At 40.1% G+C, this 22,548-nt stretch carries 21 protein-coding genes; 5 read left to right on the top strand and 16 right to left on the bottom strand.

Annotation, left to right across the window (positions count from 1 at the left end; translation table 11 throughout):
- Positions 1-78: 78 nt before the first annotated feature.
- Genes ACP2AF_RS20555 through ACP2AF_RS20540 form a run of 4 tightly spaced genes read right to left on the bottom strand, consistent with a single transcriptional unit; the run spans position 79 to position 3,777 of the window.
- Positions 79-1,611 carry a cryptochrome/photolyase family protein gene (locus tag ACP2AF_RS20555; protein WP_425237997.1) on the bottom strand — a complete coding sequence of 511 codons (1,533 nt, stop codon included), beginning with the start codon at positions 1,609-1,611 and terminating at the stop codon, positions 79-81.
- Between the two features lie 27 nt (positions 1,612-1,638).
- Positions 1,639-2,934, bottom strand: a complete 1,296-nt coding sequence (locus ACP2AF_RS20550) for a DASH family cryptochrome (RefSeq protein ID WP_425237996.1) — start codon at positions 2,932-2,934, stop codon at positions 1,639-1,641.
- A 56-nt stretch (positions 2,935-2,990) separates the two neighbouring features.
- On the bottom strand, positions 2,991-3,146 hold the full coding sequence (locus ACP2AF_RS20545) for a DUF2256 domain-containing protein (RefSeq protein WP_425237995.1): 156 nt from the start codon (positions 3,144-3,146) through the stop codon (positions 2,991-2,993).
- Entirely contained in the window at positions 3,136-3,777 is a 642-nt protein-coding gene (locus tag ACP2AF_RS20540; protein WP_425237994.1) for a flavin reductase family protein, read from the bottom strand. Before ACP2AF_RS20540 ends, ACP2AF_RS20545 begins: the two co-directional genes overlap by 11 nt.
- A gap of 154 nt (positions 3,778-3,931) precedes the next feature.
- Here ACP2AF_RS20540 and ACP2AF_RS20535 point away from each other — a divergent pair, with 154 nt between their 5' ends.
- Positions 3,932-5,275 (top strand): FAD-dependent oxidoreductase, encoded by a 1,344-nt coding sequence (locus ACP2AF_RS20535; RefSeq protein WP_425237993.1) that lies wholly within the window; start codon positions 3,932-3,934, stop codon positions 5,273-5,275.
- Here the strand turns inward: ACP2AF_RS20535 and ACP2AF_RS20530 are convergent.
- The 3 genes from ACP2AF_RS20530 to ACP2AF_RS20520 form a co-directional block, all read right to left on the bottom strand.
- A complete protein-coding gene (locus ACP2AF_RS20530) occupies positions 5,269-5,703 on the bottom strand; it encodes a DUF4174 domain-containing protein (RefSeq protein WP_425237992.1) in 435 nt (144 codons plus the stop codon). The genes ACP2AF_RS20535 and ACP2AF_RS20530 overlap by 7 nt on opposite strands.
- Positions 5,704-5,784: 81 nt before the next feature.
- Complete coding sequence (locus ACP2AF_RS20525; protein ID WP_425237991.1) at positions 5,785-6,564, bottom strand: zinc ribbon domain-containing protein; 780 nt, start codon at positions 6,562-6,564, stop codon at positions 5,785-5,787.
- 5 nt (positions 6,565-6,569) lie between these two features.
- Complete coding sequence (locus ACP2AF_RS20520; RefSeq protein WP_425237990.1) at positions 6,570-7,664, bottom strand: Nif3-like dinuclear metal center hexameric protein; 1,095 nt, start codon at positions 7,662-7,664, stop codon at positions 6,570-6,572.
- Positions 7,665-7,714: 50 nt separating this feature from the next.
- Here ACP2AF_RS20520 and lpxK point away from each other — a divergent pair, with 50 nt between their 5' ends.
- A complete protein-coding gene (gene lpxK, locus ACP2AF_RS20515) occupies positions 7,715-8,719 on the top strand; it encodes a tetraacyldisaccharide 4'-kinase (protein ID WP_425237989.1) in 1,005 nt (334 codons plus the stop codon).
- Here lpxK and ACP2AF_RS20510 read toward each other — a convergent pair.
- The 8 genes from ACP2AF_RS20510 to ACP2AF_RS20475 form a co-directional block, all read right to left on the bottom strand.
- Complete coding sequence (locus ACP2AF_RS20510; protein ID WP_425237988.1) at positions 8,700-10,922, bottom strand: response regulator; 2,223 nt, start codon at positions 10,920-10,922, stop codon at positions 8,700-8,702. The two genes, lpxK and ACP2AF_RS20510, sit on opposite strands and share 20 nt — an antisense overlap.
- A 252-nt stretch (positions 10,923-11,174) precedes the next feature.
- Positions 11,175-12,050, bottom strand: coding sequence for a lipoyl synthase (gene lipA, locus ACP2AF_RS20505; protein ID WP_425237987.1), 876 nt, complete (start codon positions 12,048-12,050; stop codon positions 11,175-11,177).
- A gap of 133 nt (positions 12,051-12,183) precedes the next feature.
- Entirely contained in the window at positions 12,184-12,747 is a 564-nt protein-coding gene (locus ACP2AF_RS20500; RefSeq protein WP_425237986.1) for an RNA polymerase sigma factor, read from the bottom strand.
- A 47-nt stretch (positions 12,748-12,794) separates the two neighbouring features.
- Positions 12,795-13,001, bottom strand: coding sequence for a membrane or secreted protein (locus ACP2AF_RS20495; RefSeq protein WP_120713292.1), 207 nt, complete (start codon positions 12,999-13,001; stop codon positions 12,795-12,797).
- An 82-nt stretch (positions 13,002-13,083) separates the two neighbouring features.
- Positions 13,084-13,842, bottom strand: coding sequence for an anti-sigma factor (locus ACP2AF_RS20490; RefSeq protein ID WP_425237985.1), 759 nt, complete (start codon positions 13,840-13,842; stop codon positions 13,084-13,086).
- A complete protein-coding gene (locus ACP2AF_RS20485; RefSeq protein ID WP_120713680.1) occupies positions 13,839-14,405 on the bottom strand; it encodes an RNA polymerase sigma factor in 567 nt (188 codons plus the stop codon). The genes ACP2AF_RS20490 and ACP2AF_RS20485 overlap by 4 nt, the downstream gene beginning before the upstream one ends.
- A 212-nt stretch (positions 14,406-14,617) precedes the next feature.
- Positions 14,618-15,634, bottom strand: coding sequence for a UDP-N-acetylmuramate dehydrogenase (gene murB / locus ACP2AF_RS20480; RefSeq protein ID WP_425237984.1), 1,017 nt, complete (start codon positions 15,632-15,634; stop codon positions 14,618-14,620).
- Positions 15,634-16,824, bottom strand: coding sequence for a pyridoxal phosphate-dependent aminotransferase (locus tag ACP2AF_RS20475; protein ID WP_425237983.1), 1,191 nt, complete (start codon positions 16,822-16,824; stop codon positions 15,634-15,636). The genes murB and ACP2AF_RS20475 overlap by 1 nt, the downstream gene beginning before the upstream one ends.
- A 190-nt stretch (positions 16,825-17,014) precedes the next feature.
- Between ACP2AF_RS20475 and ACP2AF_RS20470 the strand changes: the two genes are divergently transcribed.
- On the top strand, positions 17,015-18,316 hold the full coding sequence (locus ACP2AF_RS20470) for an aspartyl protease family protein (RefSeq protein ID WP_425237982.1): 1,302 nt from the start codon (positions 17,015-17,017) through the stop codon (positions 18,314-18,316).
- A gap of 49 nt (positions 18,317-18,365) precedes the next feature.
- Here the strand turns inward: ACP2AF_RS20470 and ACP2AF_RS20465 are convergent, their stop codons facing one another.
- Complete coding sequence (locus tag ACP2AF_RS20465) at positions 18,366-18,755, bottom strand: DUF1573 domain-containing protein (protein ID WP_120713287.1); 390 nt, start codon at positions 18,753-18,755, stop codon at positions 18,366-18,368.
- Between the two features lie 299 nt (positions 18,756-19,054).
- Between ACP2AF_RS20465 and ACP2AF_RS20460 the strand changes: the two genes are divergently transcribed.
- Positions 19,055-21,688, top strand: a complete 2,634-nt coding sequence (locus ACP2AF_RS20460; protein ID WP_425237981.1) for a valine--tRNA ligase — start codon at positions 19,055-19,057, stop codon at positions 21,686-21,688.
- Between the two features lie 168 nt (positions 21,689-21,856).
- Positions 21,857-22,453, top strand: coding sequence for a hypothetical protein (locus tag ACP2AF_RS20455; protein ID WP_425237980.1), 597 nt, complete (start codon positions 21,857-21,859; stop codon positions 22,451-22,453).
- Positions 22,454-22,548 lie beyond the last annotated feature (95 nt).

Raw genomic sequence — 22,548 nt, 5'->3', positions numbered from 1 at the left:
GCGGAAAATTCTCAATATATACGTTGCAAAGATAGTATAAGGATGTGTCGGCACCGTTAAATGTTTATTAAATGTGGATTAATACTTCTCGGGATTTTGGATAATGTCTTTTGCCCTTTGCTTTAAATCCTTTAATTCCTGTTTATCCTTTTTTTCTAAAAGATTTAGCATCATACGCATTCTCGGGTTGTTTGCAAAATGTTTCTTTTTTTCGTCCAAAAAATTCCAATACAAGGCGTTGAAAGGACATCCCTTTTCCCCGATTTTCTGTTTTGGGCTGTAATGACAGGTGGTACAATAATTACTCATTTTATTGATGTAATTGGCACTGCTTACGTAAGGTTTGGTGGCGACTATGCCTCCGTCAGCAAATTGACTCATACCTCGGGTATTGGTAATTTCCACCCACTCCAAGGCATCTATGTAGATGCCCAAATACCATTGATCCACTTCGTCCGGATGTGTCTGGGTCAATAAAGCAAAGTTTCCAGTTATCATTAAACGTTGAATATGGTGGGCATAAGCAGTGTCCAAACTTTGACCTATGGCATGTTTTAGACAGTTCATTTTGGTATGGCCGGTCCAATAGAAGCTGGGTAGTTTATTATAGTTTTCCAATTTATTGTGATTGGCGTAACCGGGCATTTCTTTCCAATAAATTCCGCGCATGTATTCACGCCATCCAATAATTTGCCGAATGAAGCCCTCTATTTGTGAAATATGAATTTCATGGGAATAATTGTTATAATATTCCAAAACATGGTTCACGACCTCTTTTGGTGATAGCATCTTGCTGTTCATGGCAAATGAAAGTCGTGAGTGAAATAGGAATTTCTCATCCGTATGCATTGCATCTTGATAATCGCCAAAGTATTTTAAGAGATGTTCGAAGAAGTACCGCAACACTAAAAGACAATCCCTTCTTGAAACGGGCCAATTAAAATGAGCTTTATCCAGATTGCCAAAGGTTTCTGCACCGGATAAGTTTATCTCTTCCACAATTGCGGAAACGTCCTTGTCAAAGAACTTTTCTTGGGGAATTTCTGGTGTTCCCTTCCATTTTTTCCGGTTACTTTGATCAAAGTTCCATTTACCTCCCTTAGGTTGCCCATTGGTCATTAGGACATCGTGCTTTTTACGCATCATCCGATAAAAACTTTCCATGACCAATTGCTTTTTTCCTTCAAAGAAGTCCTTTAACTCGTAGCGTTTGGTATAGAAATGTTCCGTATCAAAAGCTTCGGTATCTACCTCAAGTACCTGGCAGATGGATTGTAATTGGCGGTCCAATCGGTATTCATCGGGAAGTTGGTATTCGAATTTTTTAACTCCTGTTTTTTCTACATATAAGGAAATCAACTTTTCCAAGTTCTGGGGGTTTTCGGGATCTGAAATTTTTAAGTAGATAACGCGATGTCCTTTTTTTTCCAGCGTCTCCGCAAAATTTCGCATTGCGACGAAGAAGGCCACTACCTTTTGAATATGGTGCTTCACATAGTCCGTTTCTTGCCGCATTTCGGCCATAAGATAGATGGTGGAGTCATCTACCTCCTTAAACCAACTATGGTCTAAATTGAGTTGGTCTCCCAAAATAAATCGTAATACGTTCATGGCTCAAATGAATTTCGGAACATATTTTTAAAAAAGTGTTTCTTGAAGCCAAAGGGCCTGAAATTTTCCATTGGGGTCATATCGCTCCGCTTGCCGTTTACTATTGAAGGTACGATTGCGTGGGTCGTTACCGACTCCACTATTGTACATCCAATTGCCCCAATTGCTATGTACATCATAGTCCAAGAGCATGCTTTCAAAATAGGCCGCACCAATACGCCAATCCTGTTCAAGAATTCGGGACCAAAAACTTGCAACGTTTTGCCTACCCCGGTTGCTCATCCACCCGGTCCGGGCTATTTCCCGCATGTTGGCATTAATAAAGGAATCCTCCGTTTGGCCTGAAATCCAGTGCTCCGTTATTTTTTTTGATGTTTTCCATTCGTATTTTTTGTTTAGAATACCTTCGATCCGAAATATTCGGTTACCATGTTTTAAAGAAACATATTTGAAAAAGTCTCGCCAAATCAGTTCAAAAATGAGCCAGTAGGTATCTTCATTCTTTTTAACGGTCCTTTCAAATTGCTTAACCTCCCAATAGATAGTGCGAGCCGAGATACTTCCATTGGCCAGCCACGCAGAAAGCTTGGAGCTATATCCTTGGCCTACCAATCCGTTGCGTGTTTTTTTATAAAAGGTCAACTTTTTGGTTTCCCAGAAATATTCCTGTACCCTTTTTTGAGCATTGACTTCACCGCCATGGAAAGGAAAGGCCGTTCTGGTATCGATACTAAAATTGTCCAATCCCAGATTCTTTATACCCGGAACTTCAGTGTTATTTTTGAACTGATTTGTTGAGGGCCTAGCCTTAGGGCTTTCCAAGGTGGTCCTCACTTTGCAATGGGTTTCGCATTTTTTTCTAAACTCTGTAAATACCTTTGGTATTTGTTGCAAGCTGTTATAGGGAATATCATCCGGATGAAAAAGAAACTGATCGTAGCTTTCCTCAAAATTCACGGAGGCCGGAACATTGGCGATTACGGCATCGCGTGCTTTGTTTTCGTCCCGTGTCCATTCTTTTTGTAGGAAAACAGCATGTATGTCATGTTCCCTTATGAATTTTGGAATCCGTTTTTCAGGGCTATCGAGATAAACGAACAAGGGAATGTTCAATTTCTTTAGGTTTTCTTTTAGTTGGATAACGGTTTCAATCAAAAATTGGGCCCTGAACTTTTCCGTTTTCTTAAAGCCATAATCACCCATGCCAAAATAGTATGGGTCAAAGCAATAAATACCCATTACTTTAACTCCCGAGCATGCTTTGTTAACGGAAGAATTGTCCGTTATCCTAAGGTCGTTCCTAAACCAAATTAGATTGTTCATTTTTACATATTAAGAATGAAGTTCAAGTTGAGCGCCATTTAATTCAACTATTGAAGTCAACTATTATCTACCTTTAAGTTTTTATTTCTTCTACATCTTTCACTACAATATTTAACCTCTTCCCAATTTTTTCTCCATTTTCTTCGCCAACGAAAGGCCAAACCACAAACCTTGCAGATTTTAACGGGGAGGTCGGCTTTTTTACGGTTCATCTGGAGTATCCTCAAATTTATCCGGTCTGGCATAGGCAAGGCGTGTTAATAACTCTGGTAGGGCATAGCCGTCCAGCCCTATGGCGGAGATGCTTTGTGCTTTATCCAATTGTACCCATCCGTCTTTGTGTTGGGTTTCTTTGGGCAGATAAATATGAAGGATACTTCCAATAATCAACAGGCAGCCATTTTCCTTTATTTCATAGGCATTTTCATAACGGCACCCTAATTTTATCGTACTTTCCCCAACATAGGGTGCCGAAAAGCCGTCCAAATACTCCGCGGTCAACCCGGTTTTTTCAAATTCAGAGATTTCTTTTTCATAGTTTGCCGAAGTCTGATGAGCCGACTTTATAATGGATTTGTTTACGTGATTTACGGTGAAATCCCCATTGAGCATTAGGTTTTCGTAGGTGTCCCGTTTAACCGTAAGGGGTCTTAGGATGAAACCCAAAAGCGGTGGATTACTTCCTATATGCATAATGGAATTGAAAATTGCAAGGTTGGTAACTCCCTTCTCCGAAATTGTTCCAAGTAAGTTGCAGGATTTATATCCTGTGCAGCTGTTGATGAGGTTGGATTTAAAGCGGGTAGGTAGATTTTCCAAATCGGACTTGGAATAATACAACATATCATTTTTTGTTTCACTAAAATAAATAAAAGCTAAACAAAAAGTGTTAACTATTTTTTAAACTTGGAATTTTAAGCGCTTTCCAATGCTTTTATCACGAATATTTAAATTTTAGTACTTTTACCATCTTTAAACCATAGCCCATAGGTTATTTATGACACAGACTCCCAAAAAAATTGCCATTGTAGGCTCGGGACTGGTCGGTTCATTATTGGCCATTTATCTACAAAAAAGAGGGCATTCCATTACTGTTTTCGATAGAAGGCCAGATATTAGGACTATTAAATTTTCTGGCCGTTCCATTAATTTGGCGATGAGTGATAGGGGTTGGAGGGCCTTGCGGGAAATCCAGATTGAAAATGAGATAAAGAAAATTGCCATTCCTTTGGACAAAAGGGCTATGCATGTTGTTGGAAAACCCCTTTATTTTCAAAAGTATGGCAAGGAAGGTGAGGCCATTTGGTCCATTTCCAGGGGTGTGCTAAACCGTAAGATGATAGACTTGGCCGAGGGCACCGGAGTGGAATTCAGATTTGAGGAAAAAGTTTGGGACGTGGACTTGCCCCAGGCCAAAATCTATACTGGGGAAACGGAAAAAGGCAAATGGACGGCATACGATTTTGATATGGTTTTCGGCTGTGACGGGGCTTTTTCCAGAGTGCGTCACAAAATGCAGAGGAGGAGCCGTTTTGATTATTCCCAGGACTTTATCGATGTGGGATATAAGGAGCTGACCATTCCGGCCAATGGGGATGGCTCCCATAAACTGGATAAGAATTCCTTTCATATATGGCCAAGAGGAAGGTTTATGTTTATTGCCATGCCTAATTTGGATGGAAGTTTTACCTGTACCCTCTTTATGCCCTTTGAAGGGGAGGTATCTTTTGAAAATATAACGACCAAAAAAGAAGCAAAGAAATTCTTTAAGACTTACTTCCCCAACGTACGAAAAGAAATTGAAAATTTAACTACTGATTTCTTTGCCAACCCTACCAGTGCCTTGGTAACCATGAAATGCTACCCTTGGACCTATTGGGACAAGGTTGCACTTGTGGGTGATGCGGCCCATGCCATAGTGCCATTTTATGGGCAGGGAATGAACGCTGGGTTCGAGGATATTTATTTCCTTGACCAATTAATGGGACAATATGGTGATGATTGGGAGACTATTTTCCGTGCCTATCAAGAAGAACGTAAACCAAATGCCGATGCTATTGCAGAATTGAGCTATCGTAATTTTAAGGAAATGAGCAGCAAAACGGCAGACCCCGGATTTCTATTACAAAAAAAGATTGAAAAACGGTTTGCGGAAAAGCACCCTAATAAGTGGATTCCGGCATATTCCAGAGTCACTTTTTCAAACAAGCCTTATGCCGAGGCCCTTGCAATTGGTGATGCACAAGAGGAAATTATGAAAGAAGTAATGCAGGTGCCCGACATTGAGAAAAGATGGGATAGCCCAGAAGTTGAGCAAATGATTTTAGATTTACTTCAATGATTTTTTCCGGACCGCATTTCGGCCCTTCGCATGGGCATACTGTCAATTAAATCAAAAACAAGCTGTGGATTTATTTCAAAATCCTTTTTTAGCTTAACACCGCCATCCTTTCCGATCAAGACCACTCCCTTAAACTTTTCGGAAACATTGGCGGTATTATATACATCTTTTAATTGCATATCCTGCGGATGACCACGTCCCGTAAAGATACCTTTAGGAGTTGCCACAAATAGGATTAGATCGCGGTCTACTATTTCTTCCCGTACCCCGGAAAATTTTCCCAATTGAGAGTTTATGGCATTGGATTCCCATGATACATCAAAAAAAAGGAGAACCCTGTTTTTCCATTGATAATCCTCTAGTTGCTGGGTGCCACCCTTAAAAGTGCTCAAAAGAATAACCGTTATAATGAGTTTTAATGTGGTCATATTACTATTTCCTGTTGTGAATAAAAAAGCCATCTCACATGGAGTGGATGGCTTTTTAATCTTTTTCTAAGGAATCAATCCCTACAAACTGGAAAACATTTTTTCCATTTTTTCCTGCTCTTCCTCCGCTAAAATGGGATCCACCAAAATACGGCCGCTGTGCTCGTCCGTAATAATTTTTTTACGCGAGGCAATTTCTACCTGCACCTGTGGAGGTATGGTAAAGAAAGAGCCTCCTGATGCGCCACGTTCAACGGGAACAACGGCCAGACCGTTCTTTACATTACTTCGGATTCGAGTGTAAGCCTTGATCAACCTTTCCTCTATTTCAGTCTGGAATTTTTTGGACTTGTCCAATAAGGCCATTTCCTCCTTTTCGGTCTCTGCCAGAATAGCGTCCAATTCACTTTTCTTATGCTTTAAGTGGGCCTCCCTTTCGGAGAGCTTTTCCTTGGTTTCCGATATAACTTCCTTTTTTTGTTCTATTTGGGCTTTGAACTCCTTTATATTCTTATCGGCCAATTGAATTTCCAATTCCTGGAATTCCAATTCCTTGCTTATGGAATTGAACTCCCTACTATTCCGAACATTTTTTTGTTGCTCGCTATATTTCTTGATCAACGTTTTTGCCTCTTCGATGAGATTCTTCTTTGCGCCGATTTCAAAATTAATGGTCTCAACATCGGTCTTAAGCTTATCCATTCTGGTTTTAAGCCCTAATACCTCATCTTCCAGGTCTTCTACTTCCAATGGGAGCTCTCCCCTAACATTACGTATTTCATCCACTCTGGAATCAATTAACTGTAAATCGTATAATGCCCTTAGTTTTTCCTCTACGGTCGCTTCTACCTTTTTAGCCATATGCTTTATAAATACTTGATGGGATTGGTTTTACTTTCCGATAAACGGATTGCAAAATTAGGGATTTTTTTTGTAAGATAATCTACTAATAGGTTTTTTGTAAACTGTTCCGTTTCATAATGTCCAATATCTGCTATCACCATTTTGTTCTCGGCCTCGTAGAATTGATGATATTTTACATCGGAAGTGATAAAAACATGCGCCCCGGAGGCTTTTGCAGCGGAAATCGCAAAAGCTCCGCTACCTCCAAGAACCGCTACTTTTTGTATCCTTTTTCCCAATAATTCCGAATGACGTACACAGGATGCCTTCATTTTTTTCTTAATAAGCTCAAGAAACTGCATTTCCTCCATAGGACTTTTTAGATGACCCACCATTCCCATACCTATTGTAGGATCGGTATTGTCCAAGGTATAAATCTCATAGGCTACTTCTTCGTAAGGGTGGTGTTTTAACAATGCAGTTTTTATTCTAGGCTCGTTCATCGCTGAAAAAACCACGTTTATTTGTGTCTCTTCCTCATAATGAAATTGTCCAATCTGACCCTTGGCCGGGTTTGCTCCGTCATTTGCTTTGTAACTACCGGTTCCATCCGTGTTGAAACTACAATCGCTATACTTTCCTATGTTTCCCGCTCCTGCTGCAAAAAGACCTTTTCTTACTTTTTCCGCATCACTTTTTGGAACATAGGTCGTTAATTTTTTGAGGGTTCCCTTTTTGGGAATCAGTATTTTAGGGTTTTGTATTCCAAGGATTTCGCAAATCTTCGCGTTTACCCCCTTGGGCGAATTGTCCAATGCTGTGTGCATACTATAAATAGCAATCTGGTTTTGCACCGCCTTTATTACCGTCCGTTCTACATAAGAAGAACCGGTCAACTTTTTTAATCCACCAAAAATTATGGGATGAAAGCTTACAACAAGATTGCAATTATGGGCAATAGCCTCCTCGACAACGGTTTCCAAAGTATCCAAGGTAACCAAAACCCCAGAGACTTCTGCTTCCGGGTTACCCACTAAAATTCCGGTATTATCAAAATCTTCGGCATAGTGTAAAGGGGCCAGTTCTTCCAGTATTCGGGTTATTTCCAGGACGGTCATTTTTTGGTTTTATAAGGCTATCAAAGATAAAATATTATATTTTCGTTCCGGTGCGACTTTTACGAAAAATAACGTTTCCCATTTCTTTGGTATATGCCCTTGTGGTACATATTCGAAATTATTTGTATGATGTTGGGTTTTTGAAATCAAGGTCTTTTGACATTCCTGTAATTTGCATTGGTAATTTGAGTGTTGGGGGGACGGGGAAAACACCTATGATAGAGCTTTTGATATCCCTTTTTCAGCACTCCCATAGCATTGCCGTACTAAGTAGGGGATATAAGAGGAAATCAAAAGGGTTTCTTATTGGAAGGGCGGAAAATACGGTTGAGGAGTTAGGGGATGAGCCTTTTCAGATCCATTCCAAATTTCCTAAGGTCTTGGTTGCCGTAGACGCAAACAGGACCAGAGGAATTCTTGAATTGAAAAAGCGGGGAACCCCCGATGTTATACTTTTGGACGATGCTTTTCAACACAGGAAAGTGCGTCCGGGGTACGCTATTTTATTGACCACTTATTCCAATTTGTATACGGATGATTGGTATTTGCCCACAGGTAATTTGCGTGATGCCAAAAAAGAAGCAAAACGGGCGAATGCCATTGTAGTCACCAAATGTCCTTCCTCATTGTCCCAAATGGAACAGGATGCTATTATAAATAGAATAAAGCCAACAAAAAATCAACGGATATTTTTCAGTAGTTTGGCATATGACCTTCCAGTAAGAGATACCAAAGCAATTTCTTGGGAAAATCTGAGAAACCTAAGAATTACGCTGGTCACTGGAATAGCCTATCCCGAACCTTTGATTCGTTGGCTTAAAAACAAAGGACTTGTTTTTGAGCATCTAAGGTTTGGGGACCATCATTACTTCACTGAAAACGAATTGGCTCTTTTTAAGTCTAAGGAATGTATTTTAACTACGGAAAAGGATTATGTCCGTCTGACCGGGAAACTGGAGAACCTGTACTATGTTCCGGTACGCCACCGTTTCTTAAATAGTGGGCAAGACATATTGACCAAGGAATTGTCCAATTTTATGATGCAGGGTTCTTGACCTCTTTTTTACTAAAGATATTCTCCCCGATTTTTTGATAGAAAACCTCCGGTTTAAAGGGCTTGGTTACTACATCATTGCACCCGGCGGCATAAAAACTCTCCAAACTGTCATCCAAGGAGATGGCCGTTAGTGCTATAATGGGGGTATGACTATCGAACTTGCGAATTTCAATGGTAGCTTCCTCACCACTAATACCAGGCATATGGATGTCCATTAAAATTGCATCGTATGGGTTTTTTCGGGCGAGTTCAACGGCTTCCATACCGTTACTGGCAATGTCACTGGTGATGTCTTTTTTGGTCAACATTTTTTTCGTTATGACCTGATTGATTTTGTTGTCTTCTACGATTAATAGGTGAAGCCCTTTAAAGTCATAATCCTTTTGAGTAATTTCAAAAGAAATGTCGTCCACAACACTGTCCTTACTTTTTAGTTTTAGCTCAAAAAAGAAAGAACTTCCTTCACCCAAATCACTTTGCAGTTGTATCTTACTATCAAATAAGCCCAATAGACTTTTTACAATGGTTAAACCCAATCCGGTGCCGCCATATTCCCTATTAATCTGAATTGAACCCTGTTCAAATCCTTCAAAAATGACTTTTTGCTGCTCCTGGGATATTCCTATCCCGGTATCCTTAACTTCAAAATATAAAGTAACATCGTCCTCCACCTTCTTAATCAACTGCGCTATTACCTTTACCTCACCGTCTTTTGTAAATTTTAGGGCATTACCTACCAGATTCATGAATATTTGAGAAAGCTTTAAAGGATCACTCATTAAATGGCCCGGGATGTTCTCGTCATATTCCAAAATGATTTTAGTGTTGTTTTCCTTGGCACTTTGCTGAAGGGAGTCTATAACCTCTTGAAGAATCTTTTTAAGATTGAATTCAATGTTCAAAGGTTCCAGCTTTTCGGCATCGATTTTATTTATCTGTAAGATATCGTTTATGAAATTCAGGAGGTAGTCCCCTGAAAATTTTAGCGCCTTTAGATGCTCCTTTTGATTTTCACTCGGATTTTCCTCCAACAAGAGGTGGGTAAGACCGGTCACCGCATAGAGTGGTGTTCGCAACTCATGGCTTACAGTGGACAAGAAATTGGTCTTGGCCTCCATGGCCTGTACAGCTGCATCCCTTGCACCCTGTAGCTCATTGTTTTTGGTCTGTAGGAGGTCGTTTGTCTTTAGTTTTATTTGATTGTTACGATACAGGGAAACCGCCAATAGCGAAATAATTGATAGGAATGCCGAAGTAAGGATAGTGGCAATTTCTGAACGATTTCGCGATTCGTTCAATTCCTCTATACGTTGATCCATCCGCTTGATTTCATCGCTCATAAAATCAAATTGAATTTTTTCCGCGGTCTTGGCCTCTGTTTTTACTTTTTCTATGGTAAACAGGGAGTCCCGGATTTCTAGAAGATTTCTATTGTGTACCAAGGATTTATCAAAGCGGCCGATACTTTCATAAAGTTGGGTCAATAATTGATTGGCTTCCAGGGTTTCCTTAAAAAAGTCATTTTCTTGGGAAAGTTTCAATGCACTTTCGGCATTCAACGCCCCTTCCTCAAAATTTTTGATTTCTTGGTTTAATTGAGCCAAACCAATATGCGCCCTGGTGGCCAAATATTCCTTTTCGTACAGATCTGTATTGATGACGAGGGAGTTGAAATTTTTAGAAGCACTATCATATTTTTCCAGATTCAAATAAATGTTGCCCTCAACCAAAAGGATATTATTGAAAAAATTACGGTCGTTGTTCAATTGCTTTGCCTCGTTGAGCATAAAGATGGCCTGAAAGTTCTTATCATCCCTAAAAAGCAAAATGGCCTCTATGAACTTATGGATGGCATCACCATACGGATATTCTATATCCTTTAGTACCGATTTTGCTCGATCCCAAAAGAAAAGTGTAGTTTCCTCCTTGTCCAATTTTAGGTAGAGCAGGGCGAGATTGTGATAGCTGTCTACCAAGGCTTTTACATCCTCATTTTTTTCCGCAAGTTCGGCGGCTTTTTCCAACGACTCCAGAGCAAGATCCATTTTGCTCTGATTTTTTAATTCCCTGGCATTGTTAAAATATGACTGTAAATCATTTTGTGCCAAGGAATCTTGCCCATAGGATACATTAAGGGCAGCTAACAGAAGATAGCTCCATACCCATTTTTGAAGTAGTTTATGTAATATTTCGATTCTCAAATATACTTTTTAGTTATGCACGATATCGATATAAATCAAAAATTCCCTTACATAGCACAACACCCTTCAATTTTGTTATTAAGGGGCCTGAAAATGAAACGTACAAGAATGGCAACTATTGTTTATCCGAACCAATCTAATAGGAATTTTCTTATAAACCGTACAATTTTTAGCTTATTTCTTGAAATTATACCGAAACAGTGACAATTTTAGGAATATCCTTTACAAAGGGCGATGTTGATTTTTTTGGTCTCAATCTACATGCTTGTGCGCTTTGTAGGACGATCTTACCAATGCACCGCTCTCCACGTATCTAAATCCCATTTCCAACCCCAACGTTTCGTATTTCTTGAATTGTTCAGGCAAAATAAATTCCTTTACCGGCAAATGTTTTTTAGACGGTTGAAGGTATTGGCCAATTGTAAGAACGTCTACGTTTACTTTCCTTAGGTCTTTCATGGTTTGGATAACCTCTTCCTCCTGCTCGCCAAGACCTAACATTATGCCCGATTTTGTCCTATGTATACCGCTGTCCTTGAGATATTTTAGGACACCAAGGCTACGGTCGTATTTCGCTTGGATCCTTACTTCACGGGTAAGCCGTTTTACGGTTTCCATGTTATGGGACACCACTTCTGGAGCCACGTGGACTATACGGTCAATGTGATTTTCAATACCCTGAAAATCAGGAATAAGTGTCTCTAAGGTCGTGTTTGGATTCATTCTCCTTACCGCTTTTACGGTTTCGGCCCAGATAATGGATCCCATATCCTTTAAATCATCACGATCCACAGAGGTAATTACAGCATGTTTAATGCCCATAATTTTTATGGACCGGGCCACTTTTTCGGGCTCTGACCAGTCTACATTTTCCGGACGCCCCGTCTGCACACCGCAAAAACCACAGGAACGGGTGCATATATTTCCCAATATCATAAAGGTTGCGGTTCCTTCTCCCCAACATTCCCCCATATTGGGACAACTGCCAGAGGTGCAAATGGTGTGTAAATTGTATTTATCTACCAATCCCCTGAGTTGGGAATATTTCTTGCCTGTAGGAAGTTTTACCCTAAGCCATTTAGGTTTTCCCTTGGGAGGGGCAACATTACCCAAAGTCTCTACACTCATAGCGAAAATTTACACAAATATACGAAGTAAATTATGGTTTATGGGCACTATAGAATCTCAAGGGATAATGGGTTTTCGATTTAAGTTTTACCTTATCCTACGCCCCAAACCCCTTTTTTGTAGTGTGCATCTCTTATTGTTTATCACCTTTAATGACTTCTGCCAGTAGTTTTTTTGCCCTCAGCAACTTCACCTTAACGTTGTTAATGGGTTCTTTAAGCTCTTTGGCTATGGCCGCATAGCTAAGTTCATTGAAGTATCTAAGATTAATGACTTCTTGGTAATGGGGCTTAAGTTTTTTGATATGTTGAAGCAGATTGGCCAGATTCTGTTCAGTTATTAGACGATCTTCCGCTGTTGGGGCATCGTCCAAAACCTTTTTTATCACTTCATTGTTCCCATCGGTCTCAAAAGGGCTTCTTTTTCTTTTTCTAATGAGGTCTATGTGAATATTTTTGGAAATGGCGATCAACCAAGTTTTGAATTCATAAGATTCATCATAGGTAGAAATGCGATCAAAAGCCTTGGAAAAGGTCTGAACGGTAATATCTTCCGCATCGTTTTCATTTTCCGTACGTTTTAACTGAAAACCATAAACGTCGTTCCAGAAGTTGTCCAAAAGTGTGCTAAAAGCAATTTGGTTACCGGATTTGGCCCTTTTGATTATATCTTGAAGTCCGTTTTCCCGTTTGACCAATCGAAGTAGGTATTAATAAAAGTTTACCCGTAGAAAAGGTTAGCTTGCTATTGTAGTTTTGGGGCGATATCCTTTTTGCAATCCTGTTCACTTGGAAGTTTCCCGCACATGCCACAGGCCTGTCCATCTTTGTTCAAAAATGGACTTTGGCTCGCGCAAGTACCTGCGAATTTGCCATCCTTTTGCGACCAAATCTTTATGGCAATTCCAGCAAATGCCAAGGCTAATAAGCCTATAGTCAAAACAATCAGCATCTTTTCAGAATTTTGGGTAAAGATATAAAAAATATGGCCCTGAAGCTAGCTTCAGGGCCATATGGGGAAATAAGTTTTTTTGTCAATAGGCAATATTGGCAACAATATTTTCCACAGTTGGTGTTTGGTTCCCTCCTTTAGGTTCAATAGTGATATAACCTACGGCTTTGTCCGAATACGGTAGTGCCAGTAGCTTCTCTCTACTTACCGCTTCCTTAATAACTCCCAAATTGACCATTTCCCCATTAACCTCGGCCCACATTTGGAAACATTGATTCTCGGGTAAGTTGGGCAGTTTCTCCACATTGATATAGGACAGTTTTTTAACCGGATTAATGTAAGCGACCGCCTTAAGTTCCTTGGCCTTTTTGTTGCCCTTTACATTATACTTTTTGGTCTGGGGGTTATTGAGCACAATGAACTGGTTCCTTACGTCCTCCAATTGCTCCCTCATGTCCTCCTCCAAATCCTTGATTTTATTACTGACGATAGTATTTTCTTCTTGAAGGCTTTGGTTCTGGTTCCAGAAGAAATAGGAAGCGCCTGCAAACAAAAGAGTGGCAAAACTTGCTGCAATGGCATATCTGAAGAATCTTTTTCTTGTTGAGTTTTCCGCTTTTATTCTTACAAGGATTCGTTCTTTAAGGCCTTCTGGCGTCTTTATGGCATGTAATTTTGCAAATGCCTCTAAATTTTCTTGAAGCTCGTTATAGGTTTCACGTACTTCGGGATACATGGCAATGTATCGCTCCACTTGCAAAGCCTCCTGATCTGTAACCGTTCCTAACAAATACTTTTCGAGCAGGTCAGAATCCAGGAATATTTTTATTTTTTCTTTCATTGTATCAAATTTAATAGAGGCAGGAAAGACATGGCGGGACCATAAATCTTTTTTAGTTCCCTAAGCCCAATTTTTAACCTGGACTTAATGGTGCCCAACGGAATGTCCAGTTCCTCGCTGGCTTCTTGTTGCGTCATCCCCTGAAAAAATAAGGCTTCCAATACAATTTGGTATTTGGATTCTATCTTTTCCAGGTTTTCCCGGACATCCATAAATTCTGGCCTAATACTTTCAATGCCTAAATTATATACGTCCGAAACATCCATTTGGATTTCCTTATCGGTTTTTGTGTTCGTACTGCGCAATTTGTCAATGGCCGTATTACGGGTAATACGGAAAAGCCAAGTAAACAATTTGGCCTTTGAGGAATCATAGGAATCCGATTTTTTCCAAATTTTTACAAAGCTTTCCTGAAGCACGTCCTGTGCCATTTCCTCATCGCGAACTACTTTTTGGGCCACACCATATAGTGTATCCCCATAGTGCTCGTACAAAAGCGAGATTGCTTTTTCGTTTCGCTCTTGAAGCAGTTCTACGATGTGTTTTTCAAGAAGTGTACTCATATATTGTTCCGAATACTTAAAAAAATCGAAATGGATGAACATCCAATTCAATCTTTTTACCGTATATCCCTTAAACGCTAATTTATTAAATTGATTGTCACAGCAGACAATATCTCATATTTTAATTAGATAAATGTACAATTGGTAACTGTACATTTAGTTTTTGGTTAGTTTGGTTTGGTATAGCCCTCGAAAGAACTTTTTTTCGGGGGTTATTTTATGATGTTTACCTCAGGATGTATGGTTATGGAAAACTTGTCCCTAACACTTTTAATAATTTTTTGGGCAAGGTTTAATATTTCTATTCCGGTAGCCTTACCATGATTCACCAAAACCAAAGCTTGGTGTTCATGTACACCTGCATCACCGAAGCGCTTGCCCTTAAAACCGCATTGTTCAATAAGCCAACCAGCCGGAATTTTATATGCATTGGAGGAAACTTTGTAATAAGGAGCATCCGGATAGGCTTTTGTAAAAGTATCGAATTTCGTTTGGTTAATAACCGGATTTTTAAAGAAACTACCGCTATTGCCTAATTTGGCCGGATCGGGCAATTTACTTTTTCGTATAGATATTACGGCGTTGGAGATATCGGTTATAGTAGGCCTATCGACATTTTTCTTGTTCAATTCAGATTCAATTGCGCCGTAGGATCTATTTATTCTATGATTTCGCTTTGTAAGCCGCAAGGTTACGGAAACAATAATGTACTTTCCCTTCCCTTCATTCTTGAAATAGGAGTCCCTATACCCGAATTTACAGTCCTTCTTGTTAAAGCTCTTTATGGCTTGGTCGTCAATTTTCATGGCCTCGCAACGCACAAAAGTATCCTTGAGTTCTACACCGTAAGCACCGATATTCTGTATGGGAGCGGTGCCCGTATTCCCGGGAATGAGGGACATGTTTTCGAGACCACCATAGCCTTTTTTCAAGGTCCAAAGAACAAGCTTATGCCAGTTTTCCCCGGCCATTATCTTAAGGGTAATCGTATCGTCATCTTGGGTCGATACCTCAATACCTTTTATATTAATATAGAGTACCAAAGCATCTATGTCTTTGGTAATTAGCATATTGCTTCCGCCACTAATAACAAAGATCTTGGGATAGCCATTCAGTTGCAGTGCTTCCCTTAGTTCATTAGTACTATTTACTTCAATAAAAAATTTGGCTCTGGCATCGATACCGAAGGTATTGTAATCTTTAAGGGATATATCTTGCTGTATTTTCATCAACCTATATAACTCTTAAGGGCCTCTTGTAGTATATTCACAGCCCTTTTTAAGCTATCCTTCTCCAACACATAGGCAATACGCACTTGGTTCTTCCCCAATCCCTCGGTAGCATAAAATCCGGCCGCTGGAGCAACCATTACGGTTTCATTGTTTACCCTAAAGTCTTCCAAAAGCCACTGCGCAAAATCATCTGCATCTTTTATGGGAAGCTCAACGATACAATAAAAAGCACCTTGCGGCTTTCCTATTTTTACACCCTTTATTTTTTCCAATTCGGCTATAAGGACGTCTCGCCTTTCCGTATATTCTTTGTTTACCTCATCGAAATAGCTTTGAGGAGTGCTTAAAGCGGCCTCACTGGCAATTTGAGCATAGGTAGGAGGCGATAATCGGGCTTGCGCAAACTTTAAGGCAGTCTTAATGAGTTTGTTGTTTCTGGAAACCAAATATCCTATTCGTGCTCCGCACATGCTATACCTTTTGGAAACGGAATCTATGACGATGGCATTTTCATCCAGTCCAGGTTCCCGCAAAATGGAATGGTGCCCCCTGCCGTCATAGGCAAACTCGCGGTATACCTCATCGGCTATTAAAAACAGGTCATGTTTTTTCACGATTTCCGCCAATTTTTGTATCTCCTTCTTGGTATATAGATATCCTGTGGGATTACCAGGATTACAAATTAAGATGGCTCTGGTACGATTTGTTATGAGCTTTTCGAATTCCTCGATAGCGGGAAGCGCAAAATTATCCTCTATTTGGGAGACTACGGGTAAAACTTTGATTCCTGAAGCCGTTGCGAATCCATTGTAATTGGCATAAAACGGCTCGGGAATTATAATTTCATCACCATTATCGGCAATACTGCCCATGGCAAAGGACAAAGCTTCAGAACCACCGGTAGTAACCATAATTTCACTAGCGGAAACCTGAATACCCTTTTCGGCGTAATAATCGGCTATTTTTTCTCTATAGGCCTCCGAACCTTCGGTGCGGCTGTATTCCAAAACCTCCAAAGTATTGTTTTTTACCGCATCAAGCGCAACCTGGGGCGTTTTAATATCAGGTTGCCCAATATTTAAGTGAATGACCTTAATTCCCTTTCTTTTGGCCTCCTCGGCAAAAGGCACCAACTTTCGTATTGGTGATTCCGGCATTACTTGTCCTTTTTGGGATATGGAGGGCATAACGTTGTTAGTTTTCCACAAAAATGAGAAAACCTAATGGACAAAACAATACAAGGAGATTTTATTTGGTATATCGAATATTTTGTTAATAAATGACGAAGCAATCAGGAAAATATGTAAATTTAATAGTCATATAGTACTAATGTTGAGGAAATTGAACAGGATATTTGTTTATTTTACATTTTTGCTAATGAGCTTTCCCCTAGTTGGGATTGCCCAGGGATTTGACCTGCCCGAAGGACAGAAATACCAAAAAGTGAGGTTTGAACTCATTAATAATCTTATCATCATCCCAATGGAGGTAAATGGGACCGAGCTCTCCTTCATACTGGATTCTGGAGTCAGTAAGCCCATATTGTTCAATCTTTCCGATCAGGATTCAGTTCAAATAAAGGATGTTTCCGAGATCACCATTAGGGGACTTGGAGATGGAGAGCCTATAAAGGCCCTAAGTTCCAAGGGAAATACATTTGCCTTGAAAAACGTACAAAATAGGGACCAACTCCTATATGTGGTCTTGGATAAAGACCTTAATTTCTCCCCAAGCCTTGGGATTACAGTGCATGGCATTATTGGATATGACCTTTTTAGGGATTTTGTGGTTGATATAAATTATGCTTCAAAAGTCATTAAATTTCATGACCCTTCGTCCTATGTATATAAAAAGGATAAGAGGAGTGAAACACTTGCACTATCGGTTGCGGCCAAGAAAGCCTATGTGGATGGAAGTATTTTCCTAAAGGACGCTGAGGATTTACCCGTTCGGCTTTTGTTGGACACTGGGAGTAGCGATGCCGTTTGGCTTTTTGAAAATGATGAAATAGGGATACCGGACAAGAATTATGATGATTTTCTTGGGAAGGGACTTAGTGGGGATATTTTTGGGAAGCGCACCAAAATAAATAGTATAAAATTGGGTAGCTTTTCACTAAAAGACGCCAAAGCCGCTTTCCCTGAACGTAAATCGTTTGGTGCGATCCGGTATTTGGGGGATAGAAATGGAAGCATTGGGGGCGAGGTGTTAAAACGGTTCAATGTTGTTTTTGATTATACCAATAACAAGTTCACCCTTAAAAAGAACAAGAATTTTAAAATGCCCTTCCATTACAATATGAGCGGTATAGAGTTACAGCACGATGGTGTGCGCTATGTATCCGAGAGTATAGCAAATAGTAATGGTGTTGTCCAAAGCAATAAAAAGTCGTTTGGAGATGTACAGATTCTTTTGGAAAATCGTACAAGGTTAAGTTTGGTTCCCGAAATTGTGGTATCCGGAATTAGAGCTGGAAGCCCGGCCGAGATTGCGGGACTTAAGGAAGGCGATGTGGTGTTGTCCGTTAATGGGAAAAGCGTACATAGATATAAACTTCAGGAAATTTTGCAAATGCTAAACGAAAAGGAAGGAAAACGTATTCGCGTGCGCATAGCCAGGCAGGATAAGGATTTGCTTTATACCTTTGTACTAAAGGATTTATTCAAAGAAAAACCCTGATTTTAAAATCAGGGTTTTTCTTTTTAAGGCATTTAGATTCTGTAGTGAATCATTTTTTTCCTTCAGGAGCTTTAACTTCCCCTTTTATCTTTAAGACTTTTGTAGGTGTGTCCGCATTGGATATTACCGTAATTGCCTTTCGTATAGGACCTACACGATTGGTGTCATATTTCACCTTAATTTCTCCTGTCTTACCTGGTAAAATGGGCTCCTCTGGCTTTTTAGGAATCGTGCACCCACAGCTAGAGCTTACTTTGCTTACGATCAATGGAGCTTCGCCGGTGTTTGTGAATTCAAAGACTCGTACACCATCACTGCCTTTTTCAATGGTTCCATAGTCTACCGTTTCGGCCTTAAACTCAATTTTCGGGGCTTTTACCTGAGCAGTAAGGCCTAAACCCATTAGGCCCATAAATAATACAAGTACTATTTTTTTCATAATCGTAGTTTTAATTGTTTTTCAATGGCATATGCAACTCCATGTTAATCAGAACCTGCTTTTCAGTAAATCTTTGGCAGGAATCCATTACGGGAATTGCACTATCTTTTGTTTTGGGTGAATCTCAAAAGTAAATCTTTTCAGATGAACCTGCAAAATCCTTTTGTTATCTATTAACGTTACTTATTTTTGTTTCGTATTTAACTTGGGCAAAAGGCCCTTAACTTATCAATATTTAACATTCACCTTCAATACGGTTTTTAGTGCCGCCGTTATTTCACCAAAAACTATTCCAAAAAATGGATATCCCATCAAAATACGAGCCTAATACCGTGGAAAACCATTGGTATGACTACTGGATGCAACATAAGTATTTTCATTCCGAGCCGGACGAAAGGGAGCCTTATACCATTGTAATTCCTCCACCGAATGTTACCGGGGTACTCCACATGGGGCATATGCTCAATAACACCATTCAGGATGTCCTAATACGCAGAGCGCGACTTTTGGGAAAGAATGCCTGTTGGGTTCCTGGAACCGACCATGCTTCCATAGCCACCGAAGCAAAGGTGGTGGCCAAACTAAAGGAACAGGGGATTAACAAGTCGGACATATCCCGGGAAGAATTTTTGAAGCATGCTTGGGATTGGACCCATAATTACGGGGGGGTAATTCTGGAGCAGTTAAAGAAATTGGGATGTTCCTGTGATTGGGAAAGAACTGCTTTTACCATGAATGACAACATGTCAGACTCTGTCATCAAGATTTTTGTGGATCTTTTTAATAAGGGATTGATATATAGGGGCCATCGCATGGTAAATTGGGATCCTGAGGCCCAGACTACCCTTTCCGACGAAGAAGTGATCCATGAGGAAAGACAGGGTTTGCTTTATTATTTGTCCTATCCCATAGAAGGATCTAAGGAGAAAGTAACGATAGCTACCACGCGTCCGGAGACCATACTGGGAGATACCGCCATTTGCATAAATCCCAAAGATGAACGTTACCGGCATCTAAAAGGTAAGAAGGCCATAGTACCTATTTGTAATCGTTCCATACCAATTATTGAAGACGAGTATGTTGATTTGGAATTTGGTACCGGATGCTTAAAAGTAACCCCTGCACACGATGTAAATGACCAGACTTTGGGTGTAAAACACAATTTGGAGGTTATAGATATATTTAATCCGGACGCCTCTTTAAATTCCTTTGGTCTTCATTATGAAGGCAAAGATCGATTTTTGGTACGGAAGGAAATCGCCAAGGAGTTGGAAGAAAAGGGATTTTTGGTAAAGACCGAAAATTACGTAAATAAGGTAGGTACTTCGGAAAGGACCAAAGCGGTAATAGAACCAAGATTGTCCGATCAGTGGTTTTTGAAAATGGAAGAACTTGTAAAACCGGCCTTAAGTTCGGTGTTGGAAACCCGTGAGGTAAAGTTTTTTCCAAAAAAATTCGAAAATCTATATCGCAATTGGATGGAGAACATCCGCGATTGGAACATTTCGCGCCAATTATGGTGGGGGCAACAAATACCGGCATACTATTTTGGAGATGGCCAAAATGATTTTGTGGTTTCCGAAAACATTGATGATGCGTTGCAGTTGGCCCAAGAAAAATCCAATGACCTTAACTTGACCATTGCCGATCTAAGGCAGGATGAGGATGTTGTAGATACCTGGTTCTCCTCCTGGTTATGGCCCATAACCGTTTTTAACGGCATTTTGGAACCTGATAGCAAAGACATCAACTATTATTATCCAACGAGCGATTTGGTCACAGCACCGGATATTATCTTTTTTTGGGTAGCCCGCATGATTATCTCCGGTTATGAATATCGTAAGGAACCCCCTTTCAAGAATGTATATTTTACTGGAATCGTTAGGGATAAACAACGCCGTAAAATGTCCAAATCCTTGGGAAACTCGCCGGACGCCCTAAGATTAATAGAAGAGTATGGTGCTGGTGGTGTTCGTGTGGGACTTTTGTTGAGCTCCGCCGCTGGCAATGATCTTTTGTTCGATGAGAATTTATGCCAGCAGGGAAAAAACTTCGCCAATAAGGTTTGGAACGCCTTTCGTTTGGTGAAGGGATGGGAGGTAAGGGATTTACCCCAACCGGAGGCCGCTAAGCTGGGTGTTGCCTGGTATACTGCCAAATTTAACCAAACTTTGAAGGAGATAGAGGATCATTTTAGCAAATATCGTATTTCGGATGCATTAATGGCCACTTATAAATTGATTTGGGACGATTTCTGTTCTTGGCTTTTGGAAATTTCAAAACCGGCCTACCAACAACCCGTAGATAAAACCACCTTTGACTCCATTATTCGTCTGTTTGAGCAAAATCTAAAATTGCTGCATCCCTTTATGCCTTTTTTGAGCGAGGAGATTTGGCAACGTATTACCTATCGAAATCCGCAACAGGCACTTATTATATCCCAGTGGCCCAAAATAGAGGAAGAAGTAGACGAGGGACTAATTAGGGGATTTAATTTTGCCTCCGAAGTAATCTCGGGTATTCGTACCATTCGAAAGGAAAAAAATATTCCTATGAAGGAAGCCCTGGAACTGTCCATTCTGAACCAAGAAAAAGTTTCGAACGCTTGGGACGTAGTCATTCAGAAATTGACCCATCTTTCCAAAGTTAGTTATATAGAAAGCGGTTTGGAAAGGGCATTGACTTTTCGGGTCAAGAGCAATGAATATTTTATCCCTATCGGTGGGGCTATAGATGTGGATGCGGAAATCAAAAAAATACAGGACGAGTTGAACTATACAAAAGGATTTTTGCAATCCGTTCAAAAGAAACTATCCAATGAACGCTTTGTAAACAATGCTCCGGAGCAGGTAGTTGCCATTGAAAAAAAGAAGGCAGCGGATGCCAAAGCCAAAATCGAGACTTTGGAAAAAAGCTTGACGAGTTTAGGGTAAGTTATATGTTACCATACATAGTTTGGTATATGGAATTAGCTGATGGTAGTTTTGCCGGACTGGTTTAATGTATCTATTCATTTCAAATTTCGGTATTTGTTATTCTTTTTGTCTCCCCTATGGAAAAACTCCTCCAGGATATTTATCTTTAAGGAAAACTAGGTTACAATGAAAAGTTTAACTTCCTTCCTTCTTATACTGGCTTTTATCCCACTTTCTTGTCAAGAAACGGAGAAACCCGAAATCCTTCCTGCTGAAATTCAAATTAAGACAGCTACGCTCCCTGCACCTGAGGTTGAAAAGGCCGGAACCATGGTTTATGGTTATAATGAATCGGGCAAGTTCGTCGTATTGCGCGAAGGCACCAATAATCTGGTCTGTTTGGCCGATGACCCTAAAAAGGACGGCATTAGTGTCTCCTGCTATTCAAAGAAACTGGAACCCTTTATGAAAAGGGGAAGAGAACTCTCAGCTCAGGGCAAGGATTTTAAGGAGAAAAGGGAAATCCGGGGAGCCGAAGTAGCTGCCGGTAAAATTCAAATGCCCAAGGAACCTAGCATGATGTACGTGTATTTTGGAAGTGATGCAGCCTATGACAAGACTACCGGGGAACTTTCAGATGGTCAATATCGCTACGTTATCTACACGCCTTTTGCAACTACAGAATCCACGGGATTACCGGACAAGCCCCATGAGAAAGGAATGCCATGGTTAATGGATCCAGGGACTTTTAGGGCGCATATTATGATTGGACCATTCAAATAAAAAATTTTCCCACCCTTAGTTTATCTTTTTGTCAAAAATCCGTTTAATTCTGTCGCTACACCCCAACTGTTTTACATAAAAACACTATTTTGAAG

The sequence above is a fragment of the Ulvibacterium sp. genome (assembly GCF_965248315.1).
Taxonomy (GTDB): Bacteria; Bacteroidota; Bacteroidia; order Flavobacteriales; family Flavobacteriaceae; genus Ulvibacterium.
This window is presented reverse-complemented; position numbering and strand designations above follow the sequence as displayed.

Excerpts from the sequence above, each read along its gene's own strand:
- ACP2AF_RS20555 (WP_425237997.1), bottom strand. The coding sequence starts at position 1,611 with ATGAACGTATTACGATTTATTTTGGGAGACCAACTCAATTTAGACCAT.
- ACP2AF_RS20550 (WP_425237996.1), bottom strand. The coding sequence starts at position 2,934 with ATGAACAATCTAATTTGGTTTAGGAACGACCTTAGGATAACGGACAAT.
- ACP2AF_RS20545 (WP_425237995.1), bottom strand. The coding sequence starts at position 3,146 with ATGAACCGTAAAAAAGCCGACCTCCCCGTTAAAATCTGCAAGGTTTGT.
- ACP2AF_RS20540 (WP_425237994.1), bottom strand. The coding sequence starts at position 3,777 with ATGTTGTATTATTCCAAGTCCGATTTGGAAAATCTACCTACCCGCTTT.
- ACP2AF_RS20535 (WP_425237993.1), top strand. The coding sequence starts at position 3,932 with ATGACACAGACTCCCAAAAAAATTGCCATTGTAGGCTCGGGACTGGTC.
- ACP2AF_RS20530 (WP_425237992.1), bottom strand. The coding sequence starts at position 5,703 with ATGACCACATTAAAACTCATTATAACGGTTATTCTTTTGAGCACTTTT.
- ACP2AF_RS20525 (WP_425237991.1), bottom strand. The coding sequence starts at position 6,564 with ATGGCTAAAAAGGTAGAAGCGACCGTAGAGGAAAAACTAAGGGCATTA.
- ACP2AF_RS20520 (WP_425237990.1), bottom strand. The coding sequence starts at position 7,664 with ATGACCGTCCTGGAAATAACCCGAATACTGGAAGAACTGGCCCCTTTA.
- lipA (WP_425237987.1), bottom strand. The coding sequence starts at position 12,050 with ATGAGTGTAGAGACTTTGGGTAATGTTGCCCCTCCCAAGGGAAAACCT.
- ACP2AF_RS20495 (WP_120713292.1), bottom strand. The coding sequence starts at position 13,001 with ATGCTGATTGTTTTGACTATAGGCTTATTAGCCTTGGCATTTGCTGGA.
- ACP2AF_RS20490 (WP_425237985.1), bottom strand. The coding sequence starts at position 13,842 with ATGAAAGAAAAAATAAAAATATTCCTGGATTCTGACCTGCTCGAAAAG.
- ACP2AF_RS20485 (WP_120713680.1), bottom strand. The coding sequence starts at position 14,405 with ATGAGTACACTTCTTGAAAAACACATCGTAGAACTGCTTCAAGAGCGA.
- murB (WP_425237984.1), bottom strand. The coding sequence starts at position 15,634 with ATGAAAATACAGCAAGATATATCCCTTAAAGATTACAATACCTTCGGT.
- ACP2AF_RS20475 (WP_425237983.1), bottom strand. The coding sequence starts at position 16,824 with ATGCCCTCCATATCCCAAAAAGGACAAGTAATGCCGGAATCACCAATA.
- ACP2AF_RS20470 (WP_425237982.1), top strand. The coding sequence starts at position 17,015 with ATGAGCTTTCCCCTAGTTGGGATTGCCCAGGGATTTGACCTGCCCGAA.
- ACP2AF_RS20465 (WP_120713287.1), bottom strand. The coding sequence starts at position 18,755 with ATGAAAAAAATAGTACTTGTATTATTTATGGGCCTAATGGGTTTAGGC.
- ACP2AF_RS20460 (WP_425237981.1), top strand. The coding sequence starts at position 19,055 with ATGGATATCCCATCAAAATACGAGCCTAATACCGTGGAAAACCATTGG.
- ACP2AF_RS20455 (WP_425237980.1), top strand. The coding sequence starts at position 21,857 with ATGAAAAGTTTAACTTCCTTCCTTCTTATACTGGCTTTTATCCCACTT.